This window comes from Noviherbaspirillum saxi (assembly GCF_003591035.1).
Taxonomy (GTDB): Bacteria; Pseudomonadota; Gammaproteobacteria; order Burkholderiales; family Burkholderiaceae_D; genus Noviherbaspirillum; species Noviherbaspirillum saxi.
Genome location: NZ_QYUO01000001.1, coordinates 2,873,440 through 2,896,804, shown reverse-complemented (window position 1 = coordinate 2,896,804; position 23,365 = coordinate 2,873,440). Strand labels below are relative to the sequence as shown.

Genomic DNA, 23,365 nt, shown 5'->3' with positions numbered 1-23,365 from the left:
CAAGGCTTGCAAATACCGCTGCGTGATTATGCCGCGCTTTATGTCGAGCTTTGGACGTCGGCGGACTTTTTCAACAAATCGTCGACGAAGCTCGCGAGGTCTGCATGGATCGTTGTACCGGGCGGCAGGCCGCCTTTGTCACGCGTCTTTTCGCCTTTGCCGGTCAGCACCAGATGGGGCGAGCAGCCGGCAACGAAACCGGCATGCAGGTCGCGCAGCGAGTCGCCGACCGTGGGCACGCCCTTCAGGCTGACTTCGAAGCGCTGAGCGATTTCATGCAGCATGCCCGGCTTGGGTTTGCGGCAATCGCAATTGTCGTCTGCCGCGTGCGGGCAAAAGAAAATCGCATCGATATCGGCGCCGACCTGCTGGGCGGCGGCGTGCAGTTTCTGATGAATCGCATTGAGCGTCACGATGGTGAACAGGCCGCGCGCGATGCCGGACTGGTTGGTCGCGACGATGACGCGATAGCCTGCCTGGTTCAGCCTGGCGATCGCTTCCAGCGAGCCGGGGATCGGAATCCACTCATCCGGCGACTTGATGAATTCGTCGGAGTCGTAGTTGATCACCCCGTCGCGATCGAGAATGATGAGCTTCATGCTAGCGCTCACGCTCATGCAGCCAGCTTCGAAATATCGGCCACCCGATTCATCATGCCGTGCAGATCGGACAGCAGCGCGATGCGGTTGTTACGCAGCTGTTCGTCTTCCGCCATCACCATCACATCATTGAAGAAGGAATCGACGTTGTCGCGCAGCTGCGCCAGCGATTTCAGTGTGCCGGCGAAATCGCCCTTGGCGAAGGCCGCATCGACTTGCGGCTTGAGCTGGGTCATTGCCGAATACAGGCCTTGCTCGGCCGCTTCTTTCAGCAAGCCCTGCTGTACCGTATTCCTTGCGCCCTCGGTTTTCTTGAGGATGTTGGTGATGCGCTTGTTGGCGGCGGCCAGCGATTCGGCTTCGACCAGTGCGGCGAATGCCTTGACTGCATCCAGGCGTTCGACGATGTTGTCGAGGCGGTCCGGATTTTGCGCGACGACGGCTTCGATTTCATTTTGCGCATAGCCGCGTTCGCGCAGCAGGCCGCGCAAGCGGTCGAGCATGAAGGCGGTCACATCGGCGGTCGGGTCCTTGAAATTGGCATTGCCGGCAAACAGCTGCGCGGCATCGCCCAGCAATTCACTCAATGCCAGCGGCAGACGCTTTTCGACCAGCATGCGCAACACGCCGAGCGCATGGCGGCGCAGTGCGAACGGATCCTTGTCGCCGGTCGGCTGCAGGCCGATGCCCCAGATGCCGACCAGGGTTTCCAGCTTGTCGGCCAGCGCGACGACGGTGCCGGTCGCGGTCGATGGCAATGCATCGCCGGCAAAGCGTGGCTGGTAATGTTCGGAGGCGGCCAGGGCAACTTCATCCGGCTCGCCATCATGGCGCGCATAGTAGGTGCCCATGATGCCTTGCAATTCCGGGAACTCGCCGACCATGTCGGTCAACAGATCGGTCTTGGCCAGCAGCGCGCCGCGCTCGGCCAGCGCCACATCGGCGTTCAGCGCAGCGGCGATGCGGCCGGCGAGAACCTTCACGCGTTCGGTGCGTTGTCCCTGCGTGCCGAGCTTGTTGTGATAAACCACATTGGCAAGTCCGGGCAGGCGATCGGCCAGTTTCTTTTTTTTGTCCTGCTCGAAAAAGAATTTCGCATCCGACAGGCGCGGACGCACCACGCGCTCGTTGCCGCCGATGATGTGCTGCGGATTGCCGGTCTCGATGTTGGAGACGATCAGGAAGCGCGAACGCAGCTTGCCGGCGGCATCGGTCAGTGCAAAGTATTTCTGGTTGGTCTGCATGGTGAGGATCAGGCATTCCTGCGGCACCGACAGGAAGGCATCCTCGAATTTGCATTCATAGACGACGGGCCATTCGACCAGCGCGGTGACTTCGTCGAGCAGCGATTCCGGCATCAATACCTTGTCGCTGCCGGCCTTGGCCAGCAATTCGCCACGGATCTTTTCCTTGCGCGCACTGCCTGACGGAATGGTCTTGCCCTGTTCCTGCAGAACGGCTGCATAGGATTCCGCACTGTCGATGCTCAGCTCGCCTTGCGACAGGAAGCGATGTCCCAACGTCACGCGTCCGGCGCTCAGGCCCAGCGTCGTGATCGGCACGATCTCGGCGCCATGCAAAGCGATCAGCTTGTGCGCGGGACGCACGAACTGCACCGTTTCGCCATCGGGGCGCTGGTAACTCATCAGCTTGGGAATGGGCAGCTTGCCGAGGGTTTCTTCGAGTGCGGCTTGCAAGCCGTTCTGCAGCGTCGAACCGGGCGCGGTATAGGTATAGAAAAAGCTTTCGGCTTTGCCGTCGGACGCGCGTTCCAGCTCGCTGATGTTAAGGTCGGGGAAGCCCAGTGCGGCCAGTTTCTTTGCCAGCGGTGCGGCCGGATTGCCTTCCTTGTCGAGTGCGACCGATACCGGCAATACCTTTTCGCGAATCGATTTATCCGGCGACGTTGCGCGAACGCGCGTGATCGCAACCGCGAGCCGGCGCGGCGTCGCATACGATGTCGCGACCGCGTCGGCGTCGATGAAATCGCGCGATTTCAATCCATTGAAAATGCCGTTGGCAAACGCATCGCCGAGCTTGGCAAGCGCCTTCGGCGGAAGTTCTTCAGTGAGCAGTTCGACTAACAGTGTCTGTGTCATGGTGTGCAGTCGTCCCGGCGTGGCCGGAACTTGTTGTCTTTACGGTGGATGCCGGCGTCGGGCCGGCGGCTATACCAATCCCATCACGTAACGTGCCAGATGAAATCGATGGATTTTTTTGACTGGCAAGGCGCAGGAGGAGTCAATAGCGGTGCTATTGACGACGAGTGCAACGCAGGCAGGCGGAAAAAGACGCGGTTTCATGGCACGTTATGGGATGCGATTGGTATTACGCTGCCTTGCGGGAGTCGCCGCACATCGGGAATCCGAGCTTTTCGCGCGACTCGTAGAAAGCCTGTGCGACAGCACGCGACAGATTGCGAATGCGCCCGATGTAGGCGGCGCGCTCGGTGACCGAAATGGCGCCGCGCGCATCCAGCAGATTGAAGGTATGCGCGGCCTTGAGAATCATTTCATAGGCTGGCAACGCAAGTGGCACTTCCATCAGGCGCTTGGCTTCCGATTCGTAATTACCGAACAGCGAGAACAGGAATTCGGTATTGGTATGTTCGAAGTTGAAGGTCGATTGCTCGACTTCATTCTGGTGGAAAACGTCGCCGTAGGTCAGGCGCTTGGTGACGCCGTTTTCCTGCCATTCGGTCCACACCAGGTCGTACACGTTTTCTACACCTTGCAGATACATTGCCAGGCGCTCGATGCCGTAAGTGATTTCGCCCAGCACCGGTTTGCAATCGAGACCGCCCACCTGCTGGAAGTAAGTGAACTGCGTGACTTCCATGCCATTGAGCCAGACTTCCCAGCCCAGGCCCCAGGCGCCCAGCGTCGGGTTTTCCCAGTCGTCTTCCACAAAGCGCACATCGTTCTGCTTGAGGTCGAGGCCGAGCGCTTCGAGCGACCCCAGGTACAGGTCGAGGATGTTTTCCGGCGCCGGCTTCAGCACCACCTGATATTGGTAGTAGTGCTGCATGCGGTTCGGATTTTCGCCATAGCGGCCATCCTTGGGGCGGCGCGAAGGCTGCACATAGGCGGCGCGCCAAGGCTCCGGTCCGATCGCGCGCAGGAAGGTCGCGGTATGCGAGGTACCGGCGCCGACTTCCATATCGTAGGGCTGGAGCAGCGCGCAACCTTGCGCATCCCAGTATTCCTGCAGCTTGAGAATGACTTGTTGAAATGTGAGCATCGTATCGTTGCCCGCCTGCCGAAGCGGCCGGGATGAAAGAGGGAAATTTGCCAAACCGTAGATTTTAGCGGGTTTTACCGGCAGCAGGCGCATTCTTGGCGCTGCCGCGTCCGCGCCACCAACTAGTGGGTCACTTGGCAACCGGATACGCATAAAAGCGTGTCTTTTCGCGCCATGCGTCGTTGCCAATGCGCGCGATAGACCCGCTATCGCTGTGCTTGGCGCCTAGCCTGACACAAAAATCCATCGCTTTTATTTGCGTATCCTGTTGCCAAGTGACCCACTAGCGCCGATCAGCAGCAAAGCGATGATGATCACAGGGACATTGCCGAAACGGCTATACGGTGTCAGGCCGTCATAGCCTTGCACATTGGCCGACAGCACGCCGCGCTCGAATGGTGGCAGGCGATCGACGACATTACCTCTGGAATCGATCACCGCGGTCACGCCGGTATTGGTCGCGCGCAGCATCGGACGTCCAGTTTCCATCGCGCGCAGTTGAGAAATCTGCAAATGTTGAGGTAATGCAATTGAGTCGCCGAACCATGCAATATTCGACACATTGAGCAGGATGGTCGCGCGCGGCATTCCGGGTGTACCGCCTGCGGCGAGTTGCGCGGCGATCTCTTCGCCGAACAAATCCTCGTAACAGATATTGGGCATGATCCACTGGTCGCGTACCGCAAACGGTGCCTGCAAAAGTTTGCCGCGATTAAAGTCGCCAAGCGGGATATGCATCATGTCGACGAACCAGCGAAATCCGGGCGGAATGAATTCGCCGAAAGGCACCAGATGATGCTTGTCATAGCGGTAGGCCGGCGCGCTCGCTGTCGGCGACAAGCCGATCACGCTGTTGGCGTATTCGCGCGGACCGTCGCTGACAGGAATGCCAAGGATGACATGGCTGTCGGCACGGCGCGCAAAATCGGATAACAAGCCGATATAGTCCGGCGGCAGCTGGGTCGACAGCAAGGGAATCGCGGTCTCGGGCGTCGCGATCAGATTGGCCGGCTGCGCGGAAATCATGTCATGGTAGAGCGACAGCGATGCCTGTATCCGTTCCGGCACGAACTTCATTTCCTGCGGTACGTTGCCTTGCAATAGACGCACGGAAATCGGTTCGCCATGCGCGGCAGTCCATTCTACGGATCTCAAGCCGAGCCCAAGCGCCAGCAAACTTGCCGCGAGCACCAGCGGCAGCCGTTTGGTGGGGAGCAGGGCCAGGCAGCCTGCAATGAGTGCCGATACCAGCGCAATGCCATAGACGCCGCCGATCGGCGCATATCCGCCCAGCGGTCCGACCGTGTGTGCATAGCCGGCGCCGACCCAGGGAAAACCCGTCAGCATCCAGCCGCGCAGCCATTCGGCCAGCGTCCACATCGCAGGCAAGAGCAGCATGGCCGTCATGTTGGCCCCGGCCGCCCGGCGTTGGCGCAGCCAGCTTGCCAGTCCAAAGCCCAGGCCCGCGTAGATACTCAGCGCCACTGCCAGCAAGACGACCGCTATTGCCGCCATCCACCCCGGCATGCCGCCGTAGCGGTGCATGCTGATATACAGCCAGTGCACACCGGCGATCAGCATGCCGGAACTGTAAGCCCATCCTATCCACGCGCTGCGGGAAACGGATGCGTCGCGCAGCGCAAGCCAGAAAGCAAAGGCAAGCGTCAATATCTGCAACGGCCACAGGCCAAACGGCGCAAAAGCGAAAACACTGAGCGCCCCGGCAAACAGGGCGCTCAGTGGCATGGCATAGGAGGGAAGTCGAAGGGTAGAGGAATTCTTCACGCGGTCAGGACATGGACTCCAGGGCGGGGGACGGCCGCAGCTTTTCGACCAGCAGCACATGCACCTGGCGTGCATCGGCACGCAATACTTCAAAGCGCAAGTGATCGATGTCGAATACATCTCCCTTGCGCGGCACACGGCCCAGATGATTGGCGACAAGGCCGCCTATCGTGTCGACGTCGACATCGGAGAAGCTGGCATTGAGCGATTCGTTGAACTGCGAAATCTCGGTCAATGCCTTGACGCGCCAGCGTACGCCGCGCGAACCATTACTGACAGGGATGATATTGTCTTCTTCCTCATCGAAGTCGTATTCGTCCTCGATATCGCCGACGATCTGTTCGAGCACGTCTTCAATCGTAATCAGGCCGGCGACACCGCCGTATTCATCGACCACGATCGCCATGTGATTGCGGTTGGCACGAAAGTCGCGCAACAATACATTGAGCTGCTTGGACTCTGGAATGAAGACTGCGGGACGCAGCATGTCGCGCACATCGAAGGATTCTTCGGCGTAATAACGAAGCAGATCCTTTGCCAGCAAAATCCCGACAACCTTGTCACGGTCGCCATCGACAGCTGGAAAACGCGAGTGCGCGGTTTCCAGCACTTCCGGCATCCATTCCTCGATTGGCTTGGTCAGATCGATCACATCCATCTGCGGACGCGGCACCATGATGTCGCGGGCGGAGAGGTCGGATACCTGGAAAACGCCTTCGATCATCGACAGCGCATCGGCGTCGATCAGGTTGCGTTCATGGGCATCGTGCAAAATTTCAAGCAATTCGGCACGATTCTCTGGCTCGGGGGAAATAAGCGCGGTCAGGCGTTCGAATAGTGACCGCTGTGGTTTGGTGTCAATGTACTTGGCACCACTAGGGTGATCTTGCATATGGCGGGGAGCCGTAGTTCAGGGAGGTATAGGATACAACAAATGCATGGCTGAAAACTTGAATTCCCGTTCCGGTTTTGTCCGGAATCTAAGCGCTGTAAGGATTCGCTTCGCCCAACGTTGCCAGAATTTCAATTTCGAGCTGTTCCATTTCGGTCGCTTCCTCGTCCGTTTCATGGTCGTAGCCCTGCGCATGCAATACGCCATGCACGACCAGATGCGCAGTGTGCGCTTGCACCGATTTCTTTTGCTCATCGGCTTCGCGCTGCAGCACATCGGTACAAAGGATGATGTCGGCTTGCGTGACTTCGCTTTCCTCGTCTTCAGTATAAGCAAACGTCAGCACATTGGTCGCGTAGTCCTTGCCGCGATATTCGCGGTTCAGCGTACGGCCTTCTTCCGCATCGACGAAGCGTATTGTCAGTTCGGCCGGTGCGAACAGCGCAGCCTGCACCCAGCGCCGCAGATTGGTGCGGAGAATGATTTCCTTGAGGCGCGGGTCGGGATATTGAACGGATAAGCTCAGCTTATTTTTTTGCGACATTTCTTATGGTTCGGGATGTGCCCGCTGCTTCATAGGCATCGACAATGCGCGCAACCAGTGGGTGGCGCACGACGTCGGCGCTGGTGAAATAGGTGAACGCGATGCCGCGTACGTTTTTCAAAATCTGCACGGCATCGACGAGGCCGCTTTTCTGCGTACGCTGTAAGTCGATCTGCGTGACGTCGCCGGTGACCACCGCCTTGCTGCCGAAGCCTATCCGGGTCAGAAACATCTTCATTTGTTCGGGCGTAGTGTTTTGCGCTTCGTCCAGAATGATGAAAGCATGATTCAGCGTGCGGCCGCGCATATAGGCCAGCGGCGCAATTTCGATGACTTGCTTCTCGAACATTTTTTGCGTCTTGTCGAAGCCCAGCAAGTCGTAGAGCGCGTCATATAACGGACGCAGATAGGGGTCGACTTTCTGCGTCAGGTCTCCCGGCAAAAAACCGAGACGCTCGCCGGCTTCGACCGCCGGGCGCGTCAGCACGATGCGCTTGACCGCATCGCGTTCCAGCGCATCGACCGCGCAGGCCACCGCGAGGTAAGTCTTGCCGGTGCCGGCAGGGCCGACGCCGATGGTAACGTCGTGCTCCAGAATTGCCTTCAGGTACTGATTCTGATGCGGTGTGCGGCCACGCAAGTCACTGCGTCGCGTTTTGAGGGCGGGCGCGATATGCTCGGCATCGTCCGCCTCGGCTTCTTCGGTCTTGGCTTCGTCTTCCTGAGTACCCGCCCTTTGCTCTACCAGAGCGAGCTGTACGTCTTCGACGGAAATCACCTTGTCTGCGATTTGGTAAAAGTTTTCCAGCAGTTCTACCGCACGCAATGCATTGGCGCCGCTGATGATGAATTTTTCGCCGCGCCGGAAAATGGTGACGTCGAGCGCAGCTGAAATTTGCCGAAGGTTTTCATCCATTGGGCCGCACAGATGCGCAAGACGCTTGTTGTCTAGCGGCTCCGGAATGAAATGTTGTGGTTGGGCAGGAATTTTTGGTTTCAAAGTGAATTGTTCGTTTCGCTGAGATTCATTGTTTGATGACTAGTTCGCCACGCAATGAATAGGGGAAGGCTTGCACGATAGTGACATCAACCAGTTGTCCGACCAGGCGCTCGGGATGCGGACCGGCCGAAAAATTGACGACGCGGTTGTTCTCGGTGCGGCCCTGCAGTTCCTGCGGATCCTTTTTCGACGGACCTTCGACCAGGATGCGCTGTACGCTGCCGACCATGTCCTGGCTGATGCGTCGTGCATTGGCTTCTATCGTTGCCTGCAAGTGCTGCAAGCGTTTCAGCTTGACTTCATAAGGCGTGTCGTCGGCCAGATTGGCGGCCGGCGTGCCGGGACGGGGGCTGAAAACAAAGCTGAAGCTAGTGTCATAGCCGATGTCATTGATGAGCTTCATCAACGCGTCGAAGTCGGCCTCGGTCTCGCCGGGAAAGCCGACAATGAAATCGCTGGAAACCGAAATGTTGGGACGCACTTCGCGCAAGCGGCGAATGACCGATTTGTATTCCAGCACGGTGTAGCCGCGCTTCATTGCCATCAGCACGCGATCCGAACCATGCTGCGCCGGCAGGTACAGGTGATCGACCAGTTTGGGTACCTTGGCATAGGTATCGATCAGGCGCTGCGTGAATTCCTTCGGATGGCTGGTGACGAAGCGGATGCGTTCGATGCCCGGAATTTCCGCGACATATTCGATCAGCAAGGCAAAGTCGGCGATTTCGCCGTCGGCCATCGTGCCGCGATAAGCATTGACGTTCTGCCCCAGCAGGGTAATTTCCTTGACGCCCTGGGCGGCCAATCCCGCCACTTCGGCCAGCACATCCTCGAAGCGCCGTGAGACTTCTTCGCCGCGGGTATAAGGCACCACGCAATAGCTGCAATACTTGCTGCAGCCTTCCATGATCGACACGAATGCGGTCGCGCCCTCGACCCGGGCGGGCGGCAGATGGTCGAACTTTTCTATTTCGGGAAAACTGATGTCGACCTGCGAACGGCCGGTCGCGCGGCGCTGATTGATCAGCTCCGGCAAGCGGTGCAGGGTTTGCGGTCCGAACACGACATCGACGTAAGGTGCACGCTTGACGATCGCTTCGCCTTCCTGCGATGCGACGCAGCCGCCGACCCCGATCACCAGGTCCGGCTTGGTCAGCTTGAGCTCGCGCAGACGACCCAGGTCCGAGAACACTTTTTCCTGCGCCTTTTCGCGCACCGAGCAAGTGTTGAGAAGGATGACGTCGGCTTCTTCCGGCGTTTCGGCCTTGACGAGTCCTTCGGCGGCGTTCAGCACATCTGCCATCTTGTCCGAGTCGTACTCGTTCATCTGGCAGCCAAAGGTTTTGATAAAGACTTTTTTGGACATGGTGTTTTACTGCTTGCGACTTGTTTGTTTAACGATCGATTCGCTCGCCTCATGGGCATCGAGAATCCAGACTCGGTCGATATGGGCGTTGGCATCTTCGGTGTAGTTGACGATCAGATCGCTGCCGCGCAGCGAGGCTGGCATCTGCACCAGATTGTCTTCATTCCATATGCGCGCGCCCGGCGCCAGCTGTCTTTGTTGACCTTCCATCACGATCGCCGGATACGGTGCAGGCGTCATCTTGCCGCGCTTGGCGTGGGGCGGAAATGGACGCTCCACCGCAACGGCTGGCATGGCGATGGACGCGAAAAAAAGTAAAAGGAAGAGGGGGCGCTGCCACATCTCAAACCCCATATGGTAAAGAAGCCGCCGTATCTGGCAAAAGGAATCGGTTGGCTGCGCAACCGGGTGTCCGTCTCGCGTCTGCAGAGGATATTTTGCAGCTGAATTCTACAAAAGCACTGCAGACAAGCGCCCGCATTATATCACCGGGGTGCCCCCCACCTTCTCCCGTCACGCCCTCGGTGCTGTTCCGAAAGCACGGTAATAACCCCCGCCGATGTTACAAAATAGTCAATTAATTTATTGACAATTATTAATTTTGCCATCAACATCGCCCTCCTTTGGTTGCCTAAAAGACAATTGATTTTATGGCAAGGAAATGCGAATGAAGGCTGGTGCATTGATGGTGTGGGTATTCGCTACTGCCGCGCTGGCGGCTTACGGCGTTCCCGTTATCGCTGCTGCTGCGACGAATGTCTCGATCGCCGCAAAAGCCGATTCGCACGACTCCTTTGGCGGTGTCGTCGTCAATCAGGCAGTCACGGTCGCCGGACAAGAGTTTTTTCAGTATTTCGTCGCTAACTGGCGCGATCGTGACTTGAGTGAGCGATACGCGATTTCAATCACCGAGCGGCCATCGGCGCGCTGGGGCAGTCAGGTCTGGATCGAATTCCGGCAGCGCCGGATTTTCCAGGCCCCACTGCCGACGGCCAGAGCCGGGATCAAAGCCTTGAGCGAACAGGCAACGGAAGCGGTTTATCAGATGGTCGCGGACACGGAAGTGGAGCGCCTGTTATTTCGGGAACCCGATCTGGGTCCGGACGAACTTTGACGACTTGGATGATACGCATGGAAAGCATGAAGCGGCTCTGTCACCTATTTCATCTTGCTGTCTTGTTAGCGGCCAGCCTGTGGCTGCAATCCGCCGGTGCATCCGAACTGGTCTACACGCCGGTCAATCCTGCATTTGGCGGCAACGTACTGAACGGTTCGGTCCTGCTGAATGCGGCACAGGCGCAAAACAAGACCAAGGATCCGGACGCCCCGCTACCCGGCAAGACCAATCAGCAATCCTCGCTGCAGCAGTTCAACGACATCCTCGAACGTTCCGTGCTGAGTCGCCTTGCTTCGGCCGCCACCTCGGGAATCATGGGCGCAAACGGGCAACTTGTGCCCGGTACCGTCAGTACAGGAAATTTCTCCATCCAGATTTCCGACCTTGGCGGTGGCTTGCTGCAGGTAACCACCACCGATAAGGTGACCGGTGCCTCGACTTCGTTCCAGGTGGGGCAGCCATGAGTCTTGATTCATTGAGCCATGTTGCGGTCACGTGGGCTCGCATGGTTTCGCTATTTCTGCTGGTGGCCTTTCTTTCCGGCTGCGCATCGATGCAAGCGCCGTCCAATGCCGTCGCGAACGCTAAGCTTACGCCCCCGACACGCGTGACGCGCGACCTGCTTCGCTTGCCCGAGCCTAAAGGGAAAGTCGTCGCGGCGGTGTATGGCTTTCGTGATCAGACGGGGCAGTACAAGCCCGCTCCCGACAGTTCATTCTCGACCACCGTCACGCAAGGTGCGGCATCGATGCTGGTCAAGGCGTTGAAGGATTCCGGCTGGTTTACGCCGGTCGAGCGGGAAAATCTGCAGAACCTGCTTACTGAAAGGAAGATCGTTCGGGCGCTTGAAACTCCGCAGGACAAAAATCCGACAATCAACCTGCCGGCGCTGGTGCCGGCGACGATACTGATCGAGGGCGGCATTGTCGCCTACGAAACCAATGTGCGAACCGGCGGCGCCGGTGCACGCTACCTTGGCGTCGGCGCCAAGACGCAATACCGGGTCGATCAGGTCACCGTCACTCTCAGGACCGTCGACATTCGCAGCGGGCAAATCCTCAACAGCGTTTCAACAACCAAGACCATCTATTCGTACGAACTCTCGACCGGTGTTTTCCGCTTCGTCAACTTCAAGGAGCTGCTTGAGCTGGAAGCCGGCTACACCCGCAACGAGCCGTCGCAGCTGTGCGTGAAGGAAGCGATTGAAGCCGGGGTCGCGCATCTGATCGTGCAAGGTTTACAGGACAAGGTTTGGGCCTTGAAGAACGACGCTGACTGGCGTTCGCCCGTGCTGCAGGCCTATCTGAAGGAAAGCAGCGAATACCTCAGCCAGCTCGAGGATGCTCCCGCTGTCGAAGCGGAGCCCGAGCGCATGGTCGGCAACTAGGCTTGCGAATTTCGTCCATTTCATGAAAGGCAAAAGATCGTGACCGCCATCTTTCATCGCGTCTATACATCTGCAGCCGCATTTCTCGCCCTGCGGTGGATAAGGCTTGCGATCGTCCTGCCAATCGCCGCCCCGGGATTCGCCAGCGACATGGCGGTTCGGTCAGAGCTCGGGCCGGCCGAATTCAGCGCGGTGGGCATGCACGCCCACCTGGCCCGCATCAGTCAGGTCGGCAATCTGAATGATGCAACGCTGACGCAGCAGGGAAACCAGCATGCCGGGCAAATCAGTCAGAGCGGTTATGGGCACGACATCGACGCCATTCAGCAGGGGCGCGCCAACCAGTTCGCCTCCTATCAATCAGGCAACGGCAATGACATCACGCTGGTGCAGTCAGGGCATGCCAATCGTGCCAGTGTCATGCAGGCAGGGGAAGGGCAGCGCGCCATCATCGAGCAGGCCGGAAATTCAAACGTTATCAACATCCAGCAAAACCCGCTCAGCCCCACCTTGCTGGTACAGCAGCATGGCAACGGCCTTGCAGCGAAGGTGATCCAGTATTAGGGGCACTGGATCACCTCAGCATTACAGCCCTTATCATTTAGGAGAATGAAGTGAAAATTAAACTGACCGCTCTTGCCCTCGGCATCAGCCTTGCGTATTCCGCCGGTTCGGCATTTGCGCAGGCAACAATCTCGTCCACTGGATCCGGCAACGATGCTTACATCGAACAGAATGCTGTCTCCGGTTCTTCCGCCGCGATTACGCAAAACGGCAACGGCAATAAAGCAGGTGTTCCGGGCGCAACCCCGAGCGATCCGGCTGCCGCCCCTGGCATCCTGCAAAAAAGCAGCAGCGCCGTCACAGCGTTGATCGATCAGAATGGTAACAACAACGTTGCCGGTATCATTCAGGATACGGCGACGAACAGCAATGCCCAAGCAATGCAGTCCGGCGACGGCAACCAGGCTTCCGCAACGCAGACCGGCGACAATCAGAATGCGGTGATCACCCAGTCAGGCACGGTCAATCAAGCTTCAGTCATGCAGACCGGCGCAAACCAGACTGCAACGGTCACGACCGTCAACTCCAACAACAGCAGCGTCATTGTCACTCAGGCAGATGGTCTTGTCGCAGGAAATACCGCGAGCATTCTGCAGGACAGCGTTGCAAACCAATCTGCACTGGTGAACCAGATCGGCAATGGACAAATCGTTTCGATCACACAAAGCGCGGGTTCGCACGATGGCAGCGCCGTGGTCATCCAGTCCGGCGAAAACAATAAAGCAACCGTCCTGCAAACCAATACCTGGTTCAGCAACGCGTCCGTGACCCAGCAGAATTCCTCGAATACTGCAAACGTCACGCAAGGCGGCCTGGCTGACTATAGCAATGCAAACGTATTCCAGTCCGGCACCAACCATACGGCAACCGTCCATCAGAGCGGTGCAAGCTACTTCCCTGGTGGCATGGTTTCCGAAGGCAAGTTCATCGCCACGGTCAACCAGACCGCGGGCGATGCCAATACTGCGGTCGTCACCCAGTCGAACGGCTATCAGAGCACTGCATTGGTTAATCAGAACAATACAGTCAATCAGAAGGCAACGGTCACCCAAACTGGTGACAGCCAAAGCGCAATCGTCAACCAAAACGCAGGCGCAAGAAACGGCAGCGCGACGGTGGCACAGTCCGGCAACGGCAGCAAGGCAAATGTCCTGCAGACAGATACCTGGTCGAGCAATGCATATGTCAATCAGGCAGGTTCTCTGCACACAGCGAACGTGACCCAAGGTGGCTTGGCTGATTTCAGCAAGGCGACTGTCGACCAGTCCGGCAATAACCAGATTGCCTCGATCCACCAAAGCGGCGCCTCCGTATTCCCGGGCGGCGGCGTGGCACAAGGTTTGTTTGAAGCGACTGTGACTCAGTCAGGCGACAGCAATGTGGCCAGCGTAACGCAAATGAACGGCTACAAGGATGTTGCATCCGTCAGCCAGAATGGTTCGTTCCAGATTGCGAACGTGATGCAAAACGGCGGCAATACCAGTTCCGCAACCATAGCGCAGGATGGCATGCTGAACCGGGCATTGGTATCGCAAAACTTTGCAGCAAACTCGTCGGCCAATATCACTCAGAGCGGCAACAACAATGATGGATTGATCAACCAGGGCAGCGGCAATGCACTGACCGCATCAATCGCTCAAAGCGGTGACTGGGGCTATGCCACGATTGCACAGTTCGGCAGCGGCAGCCTCGCAAGCATCGCGCAAAACGGCGACGGGACAAGCTACGCGGCACGCAACACAGCAGCGATTCTGCAAACCGGCAATAGCCATGTTGCTTCGATCAACCAGGTCGGCAACACCAACCACGCCGCCATCTGGCAGCACTAAGCAGTGTCCGCCAAGCGTTGCATGGCAATGCCGCTTGGTGCAATCAAGGCGGGCGACTCGTCGTCCGTCTTTTTTCGTCGATATTTTTGAAGGAGTGTAATTTGATTGGCGACGCTGACTTGCAGGTATGGCTGGACACCACATCACAGTCTGGACAACTGCTGGTGATTCCCTACGTAAAGAGCGTCAACGATATGCAGTTGGGATTTCGCATGGAGTTGTCACAGCAAGCGCAGTCCGGCACTTCCCGCATAAGTCAGCGCGGACAGGTGGCCGTGAAGGCGGCAGATCCAACTCCTCTGGCTCAGGTAACGATAAACGCCAATACAGGACATTGCAAAGTCGAACTGGTCTTGCAACGAGACGGCAGGGCCGCTGATACCTATCAATTCAATTGCACCACGCCTCGGCCATAGATGCCGGTGTCTGACATATTACTTGCGGCCTTCATCCTGTCGGTACTCGCTCAAGAGATGCGTTAAGCATTGGGCCAGGGCGAAACGCATTGCGCCCTCATCGTATTGGCGGGCGTATGAAAGCAATGGAAAAGCTTCAGAATTTTCACAATTTGCCTGGTCGGTTTCCTGCTGCAGGGATAGGTGGAGTGGAACAGTCTGCGCAAACCCGCATGGATGAAGGATTTTCTGTTTTTGAAAATCAGAAATACCGTCACTGATACCATCAAAAATTTACGGTCTGCATAGGCTTCAGTGCCTGCTGGGACACCTTCCACTACATCTCGTCGTCCAGAACCGGCAGCGTCTCTCAACTTCCCCGGCGACTTCATCGGTGACTTCCCCGGTAACCTGGGTGAAAGTGATGTGCCCCATTTTTCGCCTGCTAAATTTTCACGCGTCTGTCCTGGCCTCGTTATCGTTGACAATCCTGACGCGGATAGCGAGCTGATTCAGATCAATTCGATGGCATCTTCCAGCAACTGGCAAGTTTGCGGCAAGCCTTGGGACTGGTACGTGGCGATGAGCTCTTGTGCCGTCTTTGGTGGCTTCCTGAGCCGCTCGCGGAGTGCCTTGACGATCTTGAGCATTTTCACGGGAGCCAAGTCATATTGCGCAATAAGGAAATCATCCGGATGCAGGATTTCAATGCCGTGGACCTTGGTCGTCGCTTCAGGAAAATCCTTGAGATTGAAAGTGACGATAGCATCTGCGTGGCCCACAATCGCAGCGGCAAGGACATGCCTGTCGTTTGGATCAGGAAGTGAAAGTGACTCGATCAGATACTCGAAGTTTTCCACCAAACTATCCTCGACTGCCTGATTCATCAACGTTGCGGTATTGCGAAGTGCATCAGGTTTCAAATCAGGACGATTGGCTAATGCATTTCTTGTCCATTCATCCTGAATGATTGAGGTCCAGCGAGCGCGGAATATCCCCTCGGCAGCGAGGCTCAACAGCAAGTCCCGCAGCGGTGCCGGATATAAGACACACGCATCGAGAATTACGGTATAGCTGTAAGACCCGGCCATTAATACCCCATGCCAAGCTCCTGGGCTTGATCGGCCAGCTTCTGCAGGGCGTCCTTGGAAATTTTCTGCCGGTCTTCCTTGTACTGGACTACATCTTCAAATCGTATTCTTCGATGTGTTCCCACTTTATGAAATGGGATCTTGCCTTCTTCTAACAGTCGGACAAGATAAGGACGAGAAACATTGAGGAACATCGCCGCCTCTTGCGTCGTAACATCGAGTTCCTTGGGCATGACGGCGATCGCTTTGCCTTGTGCCAACGAGCCAAGGACGTCAGCAAACAGGCGCAATACTTTCGGTGGCAGTCTTAGCACCGGCGATTCGCTCAAGCGCTCCACGCCATCTTCAACGATGGCAATATTGATGGCCTTGGAGTGATCCAGCGAACTGACGATGCAACGCTGAGCAGCTTTTGCGAGCTCCAGATCTTCCTTGCTATCCAAGACCATTTCAAGATCGAGGCTGCTGGACATGTCATTTCTCCTGGGTTTTAAAAGTGCGCGCAAATGATTCAGTGTGCCGAACCCTTCAACGGCAATTTGTTTCACAAATTGCCGTTGAAGGTGAAAGAGGCTTCAAAACCACTATAAACGAATTATACGAAATAAACGAAATATCCGCAATAAAGTTATTTTCATTTAAGGTGCCACGTCGCAGATGGCTGAAGCAGCCGAACTACTTGTCACGAAACACATTTCACAAATCAGACGGTCCAGCATCTTTTGGACCTGCGGGCCCGAGCCCGACGAACATGACGTCTTTCAATTCTTCGACCTCCGATGCGAAGTTCCCAAAAGGTACTTCCGCAGCAGAGTGAGTTTGGTCATGTCCGGAGTGCCACGGTAATCGTCACCATCGACGAACTGCACAAAGGGCTGTTCGGTTTCAGTGTATTCGCTCATGGCTTGCCTTTGAGGTCGCGCTGTCGTTGCAGGCAGAGAGGCGTCAGGCGATAGCGTTGCCTGGTGCTGCGCGGCGTATCCGGCAGGGTCATTTCCAGGTAGCCCGCTGTCATGGCTGGCGCCAGGTATGCTTTGCGGAAATGCTCTGCATTCCTGAGCCCCATCGCCGCCTGCATGGCTGGTATGGGGATGTTCCCCTGTATCACCTGCAGCAGAGCCGCGACTTCCACGGTCACATCCACGGTCGTCCGTTTCGCCAGCGGGTGCGCCGGCAGCCGAACGACAAACGACGCCCGCTCGTCATCCGTCTCAAACAGCGCCGCAGGCGAGCCATTGACCGCCGTGACCTTCGAGATTTTCGGGATGCCGGTCGAGCGACCCTCCGTCAGGTCCAGCTCTTACAGAAATTCGCCAATGCGCCGGTTGCGATTTTGTTCCGCGTGGGCTTGACGTTGCACGAACTCGTTGCAGGCTGCCCTCATTGATCAATGAGAGCTTCCACCATGTCTCACCTGCAAGCAACACACGGACACATCGTCGATCTGCGCCGCCATACCAACGTCCATCTCTACTGGCGTGGCCGGTATGGTCCTGCCGAGCGGTACGAGCTTTGGCTGCACGATCCTGCCGGACGCGAACACCAGTTCACGATTCATACCCGCACCCTGCCGGCGCGACGCGGACATGAGATCACTATGCTCACGGATGCCCTTGCGGTACGCGGCATCGTCAACTGGTCGACCGGGATCAGCGTGAACTATCTGGGCGTCGATCCGCCGCCGCTGTTGCGACTGCGCGATCTGTGGGTGCCGCCGGCATTGCTGATCGCACTCGCGAGCTGGCTGGGTGACGTCGGCCTGCTGATCCTGCCGCCGGCCGTCTTGTCGTACTTGCTGATGGCAGTGATGATCCGTTACGTCACCCGGCACCTGCGTGCGGCGGTGATACAGCGCGCGTTGCGGGAGGTGCAGCGCCCGGGTAGCGGACAGCGGAAAGTCGTCCGACGCAACCGGCGGGACTAGCGGGCATCTGACGGCTCCGGTGTCGTGAACACGACGCGCGCATGTCAATCTCGCGGAATTTCAGCCAGCGCCGGAACCGCGCTTGCAAAATGTCTAAATGGTGTCCAGCGTGAAGTCTAAAAGCGCGTGGCCGGTCGCTGCGCCGCGCCAGGACTTGACCTGCCGGGGCGAAGGGTTACCTCTGTTTCTGCGAGATGCGGACCAGGAGGCAAACACGGCGTGCGAGTCGCACTGCAGTCGTTCTCCAGTCGTTCCCGGGTATGAGTACCCGGAAAATGCGCGAACCCGGTACGTGCCCAGTTGTTCCCCAGTCGCTCTCGAGTCGCACGTCAACCATCCCGCGGCGTGTGTCTGCGCACACGGAACGCGCAGATTGAGCCCATTGCATCACGTCGCGCCGTCGCCTGACGGCAATTGCCGAACGCCTCCACCCTCGAACGCATGACATGGGCAAGCGCGCCGGAAACGGCTTGTCCATCGCAGGAAATCGGTCCAGGCGAGTAAGAGACCGTATCGGACGGTTCGTGCAGCGCGAAGCAACCGTTTGCGGGCCCCCAGCTTGCCTGGCGAAACAGGGCGCGGAACGCGACTTGAACGAACGGGTTCCCGCGCGATGCTGGTGAAGCGAGATCACGCGTATTGCACAGGAGCCTCAGCATGAAACATGCCCTTGACGCCCTTCGGGACGCACTTCCCGTCGTTGCCACGCTGCCCGGGGAAGGGCAGGCGCACATTCCGGCTGGCGTCGGAATCAAGGCGCCGGCGAGGCAGATCGCGGACTATCGCGTTGCAAAAAGCCTGTCCGAATGCGGCGTCACCGAGAGCCGTCCGTTCGACGACATCGAGCGCGCGATTGTCCAGGCATGCCCGGACCCGGCATTGACGGTCGATGCGGACCAGGTTCTTGCCGCAGCGGTCGGGCTCGGAGTCGACACCGCGCGCTTTGAACGCTATGCGGACCGGCGCTGGGGACCGGGATGGATGCGCAGCGCCGACGGCCAGCATCGGGTGCTGGACGAGATCGAACGCTACCGCAACGACCCCGAGGGTTTCTCCGACAAGATCGATGCCCATCTGAATTTGCCGGGCAAGCTGGCCTGAACCTGCGTCGCGCACGGCAGGCCGCTGGTGAACCGTCATTCGTCGCCGGTCTGCACGTGCGGAGTAAGAAAGGAGAGAGTGGTCAAACCATGATCCGTCTAGGAAACCATATCCGGCTGACCCCACGCGAGGTCGCGCGCTTCACGCAAATCACAGGCTTTGCGCCGGACGATGTGAAAACCATTGAAGACCTGGATGCCTACATCGCGCACTGCAAGCATTATTACTGGGGCGTGTCGGAAGCCACCCGGTTCCTGCACTGGCTGATCGACCGCGAGTATAGCCGTTGCTGCATGGCCGTTGAAGAAACGAGGGGCGCCGGATAACCAGCCAAGACACCGCTTGGAAAGCGATGGGTCAACCAAGTCAGTAACAGACGATCCAGCACACGGTCAAAAGCCGTCACTGTGAGGCTTTCAACGAATTACTCCATTGAGATTCCGCCTCCTCGACGAGTTGTTTTATCACTTTAAGATCCGCTATCGCGAAGCCGTACGTGAAACTTGGCTCGACGATGTTCTTCTTCGACTTACTGAGATTCCGATGAAGATGGTCCGGACCATATTCAACGTTATGATGATCGGCCGAATCAATTCGGGAAATAGGTACCCGATTTGGATCTTGAATATTGTAAGCGTAGTTAGTCAGTCCATCTTGTCGAAGGATTATCCGGAAACCCGATTTTCTAAGTGCTGTGATCGTGTTTTCTTCGACCTTTTCTATCTCACAATCCAGTTCATTGTATATGGCGTCGCATGACATCGATATCGTCATGTCACTATGCAAAGTAACCTTCGCCCCACTCAGGAACGGTGCAGGCACTCGCATCTTGATTGATATGAATTCGAGCAGCGTCGATTGATTTTGTGCTTCGGCCTCATGTCTTTGACACAATTGAAGGCCAATCATCATGCCCGTCTTGCCAATGACCGTGGCCGTTGACATGCGATCAGTCCTGTCGCCGCAGACCAAGCAATTACCATCTGACGATAACCACATTCCTTGCTCTACGGCGGTATTCTTGATTCGGCCATCGAGTAACCCTTTGAACGTCTTGCTGTTCGCTTCCCAGCGGCGATGCCATTGCTGGTAGCGGTCCCCATAATGTCGATCGTCAATCAACTGGGAGAATTTTTTTCCATCGATCGGTCGCAATTTCATCCCTCGTCGGTCCAGATAAGAACCCAAGCTCGCGACTTGCAGCAGGTCCTCCATTTTGATGAAATAGATTCTGGGCGCCGGAAAATGATTCGTGACCACGTAAAGTGCATTGAAATGAAAGACACCGCCTTCGACGAAAATATGCGCGTCGTCGGCGGTAACCATCATCCGGAACAGATCGTCCGACGCTTTCATTTCAATAGCGACGACAGGCATCGTCGGTTTCAGGAGATTTACTGCGATGCTGCTTACGCAAACATCAGTTTGCTTTCCGTCTAGATCGTGTGCAAAGCACGTTTTGATGAGTTCGCTGATTTTCAACAGTTACCTCGTATGCGTTTAGGATTTCGCCAAATTATTTGGATTTTGCAGGTAATCTTGAGATGAATGCGGAGGTGCAGTAGTCATATTGGTCCTGTCATTCTTATCATGATTCGGTTAAACGTAACGCCGGTGAAAGCAGCGTCCCGCGTTCGCAGCATTGGCCAATTGCGGTGGCCGGCGGTTACGTTAGGCTTTTCGCTCTCCTTTCTCCAGGTGGATAGTTCGACCGTAGGGTGCTGTCACGAAAACCACGATTTAATCCATGCCCAGATTCCAACTGACCGCGGAACGTCAGCGCCGTGTACTTGGTTGGTACTGTCGCCGCTAGAGGCTGGCGTGACGGCTTTATCGTAATAGCGCTTCTTGGCGGCTTGATCGCGAATGCGGCCGGCGCGGATCTGATGTTCGTTCCATTGCGCTGCCCAGACAATCTTGTTGTGCCGTATCCAGTAATGGGATTTGCATGCGAGATGCCAATTGCCAATCGAGGGATCGAGCGATACGTATTCGCCATCGATTCTGATTTTCCAGTCTGCGGGAGACAGGGGCGTGACGACCTCATTGCCGCATCCGCAGCAGCAACGATGAACGGCGGTTCCGTAGGGCAGCGAGACATAGAGGATGCCATCCTCAATGTTCTTCGGAATGAATTCGCTGAATTTCGGTACGAGAGCTTGCGTGCGCATCATGATCTGTCTTCGCTCGTGAAAAGATTGATGCTCGTCGTGTAGGTGCTGTTGTGCTCGTTTTCTTCGTCGAGATAGAAACTGCAGAGCTTTTTCCACTTCAGCACCGCGAGTGCCGCATTCAAGCAATTCAGATCGGCGATCTGGATGTTCTGCGAATACTTGTCATCATCATCGTCGGACAACGAAATGCGCGTCAGCACGTGATCCGTCTTCTTTTTCGAGCTGGTCGTGACGCGCAAAGTGGCCCACAGCTTGTCGCCGACCGCATGTACGCCCATGCCTACATCGATGAACGGAATTCCAGCCGCTTGAAGCGTTGCGATGATCGGCCGCTTGACGGAACCCTTGTCGACACAGATGAACACATAGTCAATGTCAGCAAGTTCGTGGACGTTCGATTCGTCGACGAAGGTTTCGTGAGGAACGATGCCGCGGCGCATTTTCGAGTAGAGATGATAGTAATGCGCAACCTTGGGAGGTTGTGTGAACAACTCTTCTTGCGACGGTGCCGCCGGCGATCGAAATGCATTGTGTTGCAGCAGCTTGTCTTTGTCGTAGAGGTGGATTTCAGCTACTTCTGTCTTTGCGACGAGGTCCAGCGTATACGATCCAGTTCCGCCCAAGCCGATGATCGCGATCTTCAAGCCCTTGAATTTTGCCGACATGGCGCCGATGCCGGCCCTGCTGGACGATGTATCGAGGTACTTGAACACCGAATCCGACTCGGAAGACTCGATCAGCTTGAACGTCTTCGCGGTAAGCGACGGGTCAACCGACTGCGCAGGCGCCGAGATGATCGCGATGTACGTCGTCATCTTTTCATAGTAATTCGCGTAGCCGTTCGCAGGCTTGTTGGAAAACGAATGGTTGACCATGATGTCGGGTGCGAGCGGATTGTTGCCGGTCCCGTGCTTAATTTGCGAGATTTGCGTTCCATCCTTCCGGCACGGATGCTCTCCTATGAAATGGGCGGCGTGACTGCCTGGGCGGGCGGTTACGTCGCCAGCCATGGTCAAGTCCGACACGAGGGTGCCGCGCCGCGCCGTTCCGGTCGCGTTGAGGTACGGGATTCCATGCACCAGGAGATGCTGGGAACGAATTTCAACTTCGTATCCTTCGTCCCGCAGGCGCTTCAGGTCTGGACTACGATCGATTAGTTGGTGTGACATAGAAGATCATCCCATTCTTGATTTTCACGGTGTCGCCATCGACCATGGTGCCTTCCGGCTTGTCTCCATGGCCGCGCTTGTAGGCGACGGTATAGATGGTGTTCTCGTCGATCACGGGGTGTTCGAACGCCAGTCGGACGACCTCGATATAAGAGAGCGTGCCCTTGGAGACGTCGACTTGCCGCGCATTGACGACAATTTCGTACTCGTGCGCTTGGTCGGTATTGCCACCGTGCGCCGCAGCGCCGGCACTGTCGGCTTGCTGATCTGGAGAATGCATTTCGGATTTCATAAGATTCCTTTCGGAGAATAGTGGAGCGAGGGCTTCCGCCCCCCATGTAGTTACTTGCGTTCTTTCCGGACACCCTTGAATGGCGTCTTGTCGGACGTTTTCATGTCCATGAACTGGCCATTGTTGGTGTCACGTTTTACCCAGTTGCCGGACGGCGTTTGCGTCTGGGAGCGTTGACGGACTGCGCCGTTACGATGGCCGTCCCCTTTGGGCGGATTTGTAGACATATTTTACCTTTCTGCTTAAATTAAGCTGTTTAACTTAACCCGCATCGATTCCACGCGGATTCACAAACAATACTACGATGGTTTTCTGGTTAAATCAAGGAGTTTAATCAGAATATTTGATGGCTTCGTACAAATATTCGATGCCGCCCGTTTCCGAGATGGCTTCGGAGCGGAGGATGTAGCCTTGGCTGAACAGCTTTTTAAGCCTTGTGCTGGCGTTTTGGACTGAGATGTCGAGGTCTTGCGCGGTTTGAGAAGTGGACACCGTACCTCGCTCGATCACGTAATTGACCAAGCTTCGCGTAGCTGAATTGATCTCCGGACCGATGATCTCGTATTCATTCTTGGGATACCAAATGATCAACGGTTGTTCTTTTGCTACTGCGGCATATTTCCAGTTGTCAACGATATCGCGAGTTTTGATATGTATCAGAAAAAGACCTTTTTCTTCCCGATAGTGTTTGGCGACCGAAACGACACTTTCCCGCGGAAAGGAGGCATCAGTGGCGTCGATATTCTTGAGTGAGATACCAAACACGCGGCAATTCGGTTCGGCATCGATTAAATCTACCAATTTTCGGTAGACCTCTTTGCCTTGCGCATTGCCGTGCGGGTGTGAGTTATCAACCAATTCATGAAGGTCGATTATGTGAGTCTTCTCATTCATCA

At 56.6% G+C, this 23,365-nt stretch carries 29 protein-coding genes; 10 read left to right on the top strand and 19 right to left on the bottom strand.

The window, feature by feature from the left end:
* Positions 1–38: 38 nt before the first annotated feature.
* The 9 genes from gmhB to D3871_RS13630 form a co-directional block, all read right to left on the bottom strand.
* Positions 39–599, bottom strand: coding sequence for a D-glycero-beta-D-manno-heptose 1,7-bisphosphate 7-phosphatase (gene gmhB, locus D3871_RS13670; protein WP_119769392.1), 561 nt, complete (start codon positions 597–599; stop codon positions 39–41).
* 14 nt (positions 600–613) lie between these two features.
* Positions 614–2,698, bottom strand: a complete 2,085-nt coding sequence (glyS, locus tag D3871_RS13665; protein WP_119769391.1) for a glycine--tRNA ligase subunit beta — start codon at positions 2,696–2,698, stop codon at positions 614–616.
* A gap of 229 nt (positions 2,699–2,927) precedes the next feature.
* On the bottom strand, positions 2,928–3,839 hold the full coding sequence (gene glyQ, locus D3871_RS13660) for a glycine--tRNA ligase subunit alpha (RefSeq protein WP_119770070.1): 912 nt from the start codon (positions 3,837–3,839) through the stop codon (positions 2,928–2,930).
* Positions 3,840–4,091: 252 nt separating this feature from the next.
* Positions 4,092–5,585, bottom strand: coding sequence for an apolipoprotein N-acyltransferase (gene lnt / locus D3871_RS13655; protein ID WP_119769390.1), 1,494 nt, complete (start codon positions 5,583–5,585; stop codon positions 4,092–4,094).
* Between the two features lie 43 nt (positions 5,586–5,628).
* The gene (locus tag D3871_RS13650; RefSeq protein ID WP_119769389.1) at positions 5,629–6,516 is read right to left on the bottom strand and encodes an HlyC/CorC family transporter; all 888 of its coding nucleotides are present in this window, start codon (positions 6,514–6,516) and stop codon (positions 5,629–5,631) included.
* Positions 6,517–6,604: 88 nt separating this feature from the next.
* Complete coding sequence (gene ybeY / locus D3871_RS13645; protein WP_119769388.1) at positions 6,605–7,060, bottom strand: rRNA maturation RNase YbeY; 456 nt, start codon at positions 7,058–7,060, stop codon at positions 6,605–6,607.
* Entirely contained in the window at positions 7,044–8,060 is a 1,017-nt protein-coding gene (locus D3871_RS13640; protein ID WP_119769387.1) for a PhoH family protein, read from the bottom strand. The genes ybeY and D3871_RS13640 overlap by 17 nt, the downstream gene beginning before the upstream one ends.
* A 25-nt stretch (positions 8,061–8,085) precedes the next feature.
* A complete protein-coding gene (gene miaB, locus D3871_RS13635) occupies positions 8,086–9,426 on the bottom strand; it encodes a tRNA (N6-isopentenyl adenosine(37)-C2)-methylthiotransferase MiaB (protein ID WP_119769386.1) in 1,341 nt (446 codons plus the stop codon).
* A 6-nt stretch (positions 9,427–9,432) separates the two neighbouring features.
* Positions 9,433–9,768: a hypothetical protein gene (locus D3871_RS13630; RefSeq protein ID WP_119769385.1), complete on the bottom strand. Its 336-nt coding sequence runs from the start codon at positions 9,766–9,768 to the stop codon at positions 9,433–9,435.
* 325 nt (positions 9,769–10,093) lie between these two features.
* Here D3871_RS13630 and D3871_RS13625 point away from each other — a divergent pair, with 325 nt between their 5' ends.
* From D3871_RS13625 to D3871_RS30230, 7 genes are all read left to right on the top strand, one after another.
* Positions 10,094–10,540, top strand: a complete 447-nt coding sequence (locus tag D3871_RS13625; RefSeq protein WP_158597936.1) for a CsgE family curli-type amyloid fiber assembly protein — start codon at positions 10,094–10,096, stop codon at positions 10,538–10,540.
* Between the two features lie 17 nt (positions 10,541–10,557).
* Positions 10,558–11,007: a curli assembly protein CsgF gene (locus D3871_RS13620; protein WP_233575604.1), complete on the top strand. Its 450-nt coding sequence runs from the start codon at positions 10,558–10,560 to the stop codon at positions 11,005–11,007.
* Positions 11,004–11,930, top strand: a complete 927-nt coding sequence (locus D3871_RS13615; RefSeq protein ID WP_119769382.1) for a CsgG/HfaB family protein — start codon at positions 11,004–11,006, stop codon at positions 11,928–11,930. Before D3871_RS13620 ends, D3871_RS13615 begins: the two co-directional genes overlap by 4 nt.
* Positions 11,931–11,969: 39 nt before the next feature.
* Complete coding sequence (locus D3871_RS13610; protein WP_119769381.1) at positions 11,970–12,494, top strand: hypothetical protein; 525 nt, start codon at positions 11,970–11,972, stop codon at positions 12,492–12,494.
* Positions 12,495–12,544: 50 nt separating this feature from the next.
* The gene (locus D3871_RS13605) at positions 12,545–14,323 is read left to right on the top strand and encodes a beta strand repeat-containing protein (protein WP_119769380.1); all 1,779 of its coding nucleotides are present in this window, start codon (positions 12,545–12,547) and stop codon (positions 14,321–14,323) included.
* A gap of 101 nt (positions 14,324–14,424) precedes the next feature.
* The gene (csgH, locus tag D3871_RS13600) at positions 14,425–14,739 is read left to right on the top strand and encodes a curli-like amyloid fiber formation chaperone CsgH (RefSeq protein WP_158597935.1); all 315 of its coding nucleotides are present in this window, start codon (positions 14,425–14,427) and stop codon (positions 14,737–14,739) included.
* Positions 14,740–14,855: 116 nt separating this feature from the next.
* A complete protein-coding gene (locus D3871_RS30230) occupies positions 14,856–14,999 on the top strand; it encodes a hypothetical protein (protein ID WP_158597934.1) in 144 nt (47 codons plus the stop codon).
* Positions 15,000–15,230: 231 nt separating this feature from the next.
* Here the strand turns inward: D3871_RS30230 and D3871_RS13590 are convergent, their stop codons facing one another.
* The 3 genes from D3871_RS13590 to D3871_RS13580 form a co-directional block, all read right to left on the bottom strand.
* Positions 15,231–15,809 (bottom strand): PIN domain-containing protein, encoded by a 579-nt coding sequence (locus tag D3871_RS13590; RefSeq protein WP_119769377.1) that lies wholly within the window; start codon positions 15,807–15,809, stop codon positions 15,231–15,233.
* Entirely contained in the window at positions 15,809–16,282 is a 474-nt protein-coding gene (locus D3871_RS13585; RefSeq protein WP_119769376.1) for a helix-turn-helix domain-containing protein, read from the bottom strand. Before D3871_RS13585 ends, D3871_RS13590 begins: the two co-directional genes overlap by 1 nt.
* 425 nt (positions 16,283–16,707) lie before the next feature.
* Complete coding sequence (locus D3871_RS13580; RefSeq protein ID WP_147376815.1) at positions 16,708–16,941, bottom strand: Fic family protein; 234 nt, start codon at positions 16,939–16,941, stop codon at positions 16,708–16,710.
* A gap of 273 nt (positions 16,942–17,214) precedes the next feature.
* Between D3871_RS13580 and D3871_RS13575 the strand changes: the two genes are divergently transcribed.
* Positions 17,215–17,733, top strand: coding sequence for a hypothetical protein (locus D3871_RS13575; RefSeq protein ID WP_119769374.1), 519 nt, complete (start codon positions 17,215–17,217; stop codon positions 17,731–17,733).
* Between the two features lie 329 nt (positions 17,734–18,062).
* Here the strand turns inward: D3871_RS13575 and D3871_RS29820 are convergent, their stop codons facing one another.
* Positions 18,063–18,392 carry a hypothetical protein gene (locus D3871_RS29820; RefSeq protein ID WP_147376814.1) on the bottom strand — a complete coding sequence of 110 codons (330 nt, stop codon included), beginning with the start codon at positions 18,390–18,392 and terminating at the stop codon, positions 18,063–18,065.
* Between D3871_RS29820 and D3871_RS13570 the strand changes: the two genes are divergently transcribed.
* Together D3871_RS13570 and D3871_RS13565 are read left to right on the top strand one after the other, a co-directional pair.
* Entirely contained in the window at positions 18,391–18,834 is a 444-nt protein-coding gene (locus D3871_RS13570) for a hypothetical protein (RefSeq protein WP_119769373.1), read from the top strand. The genes D3871_RS29820 and D3871_RS13570 overlap by 2 nt on opposite strands.
* Positions 18,835–18,923: 89 nt before the next feature.
* On the top strand, positions 18,924–19,160 hold the full coding sequence (locus tag D3871_RS13565; RefSeq protein WP_119769372.1) for a hypothetical protein: 237 nt from the start codon (positions 18,924–18,926) through the stop codon (positions 19,158–19,160).
* Positions 19,161–19,236: 76 nt separating this feature from the next.
* On the opposite strand, the gene D3871_RS13560 is transcribed toward D3871_RS13565, so the two are convergent.
* The 6 genes from D3871_RS13560 to D3871_RS13540 form a co-directional block, all read right to left on the bottom strand.
* Positions 19,237–20,316, bottom strand: coding sequence for a toxin-antitoxin system TumE family protein (locus D3871_RS13560; RefSeq protein ID WP_147376813.1), 1,080 nt, complete (start codon positions 20,314–20,316; stop codon positions 19,237–19,239).
* A gap of 242 nt (positions 20,317–20,558) precedes the next feature.
* A complete protein-coding gene (locus D3871_RS13555) occupies positions 20,559–21,008 on the bottom strand; it encodes a ubiquitination-like system serine protease family protein (RefSeq protein ID WP_199724771.1) in 450 nt (149 codons plus the stop codon).
* Positions 21,005–22,177, bottom strand: a complete 1,173-nt coding sequence (locus D3871_RS13550; protein WP_119769370.1) for a ThiF family adenylyltransferase — start codon at positions 22,175–22,177, stop codon at positions 21,005–21,007. Before D3871_RS13550 ends, D3871_RS13555 begins: the two co-directional genes overlap by 4 nt.
* Positions 22,152–22,469 (bottom strand): multiubiquitin domain-containing protein, encoded by a 318-nt coding sequence (locus D3871_RS13545; RefSeq protein ID WP_199724770.1) that lies wholly within the window; start codon positions 22,467–22,469, stop codon positions 22,152–22,154. Before D3871_RS13545 ends, D3871_RS13550 begins: the two co-directional genes overlap by 26 nt.
* Positions 22,470–22,519: 50 nt before the next feature.
* Positions 22,520–22,696 carry a hypothetical protein gene (locus D3871_RS30490; protein WP_199724769.1) on the bottom strand — a complete coding sequence of 59 codons (177 nt, stop codon included), beginning with the start codon at positions 22,694–22,696 and terminating at the stop codon, positions 22,520–22,522.
* Between the two features lie 103 nt (positions 22,697–22,799).
* Entirely contained in the window at positions 22,800–23,363 is a 564-nt protein-coding gene (locus D3871_RS13540) for a DNA-binding protein (RefSeq protein ID WP_119769369.1), read from the bottom strand.
* Positions 23,364–23,365: the final 2 nt, after the last annotated feature.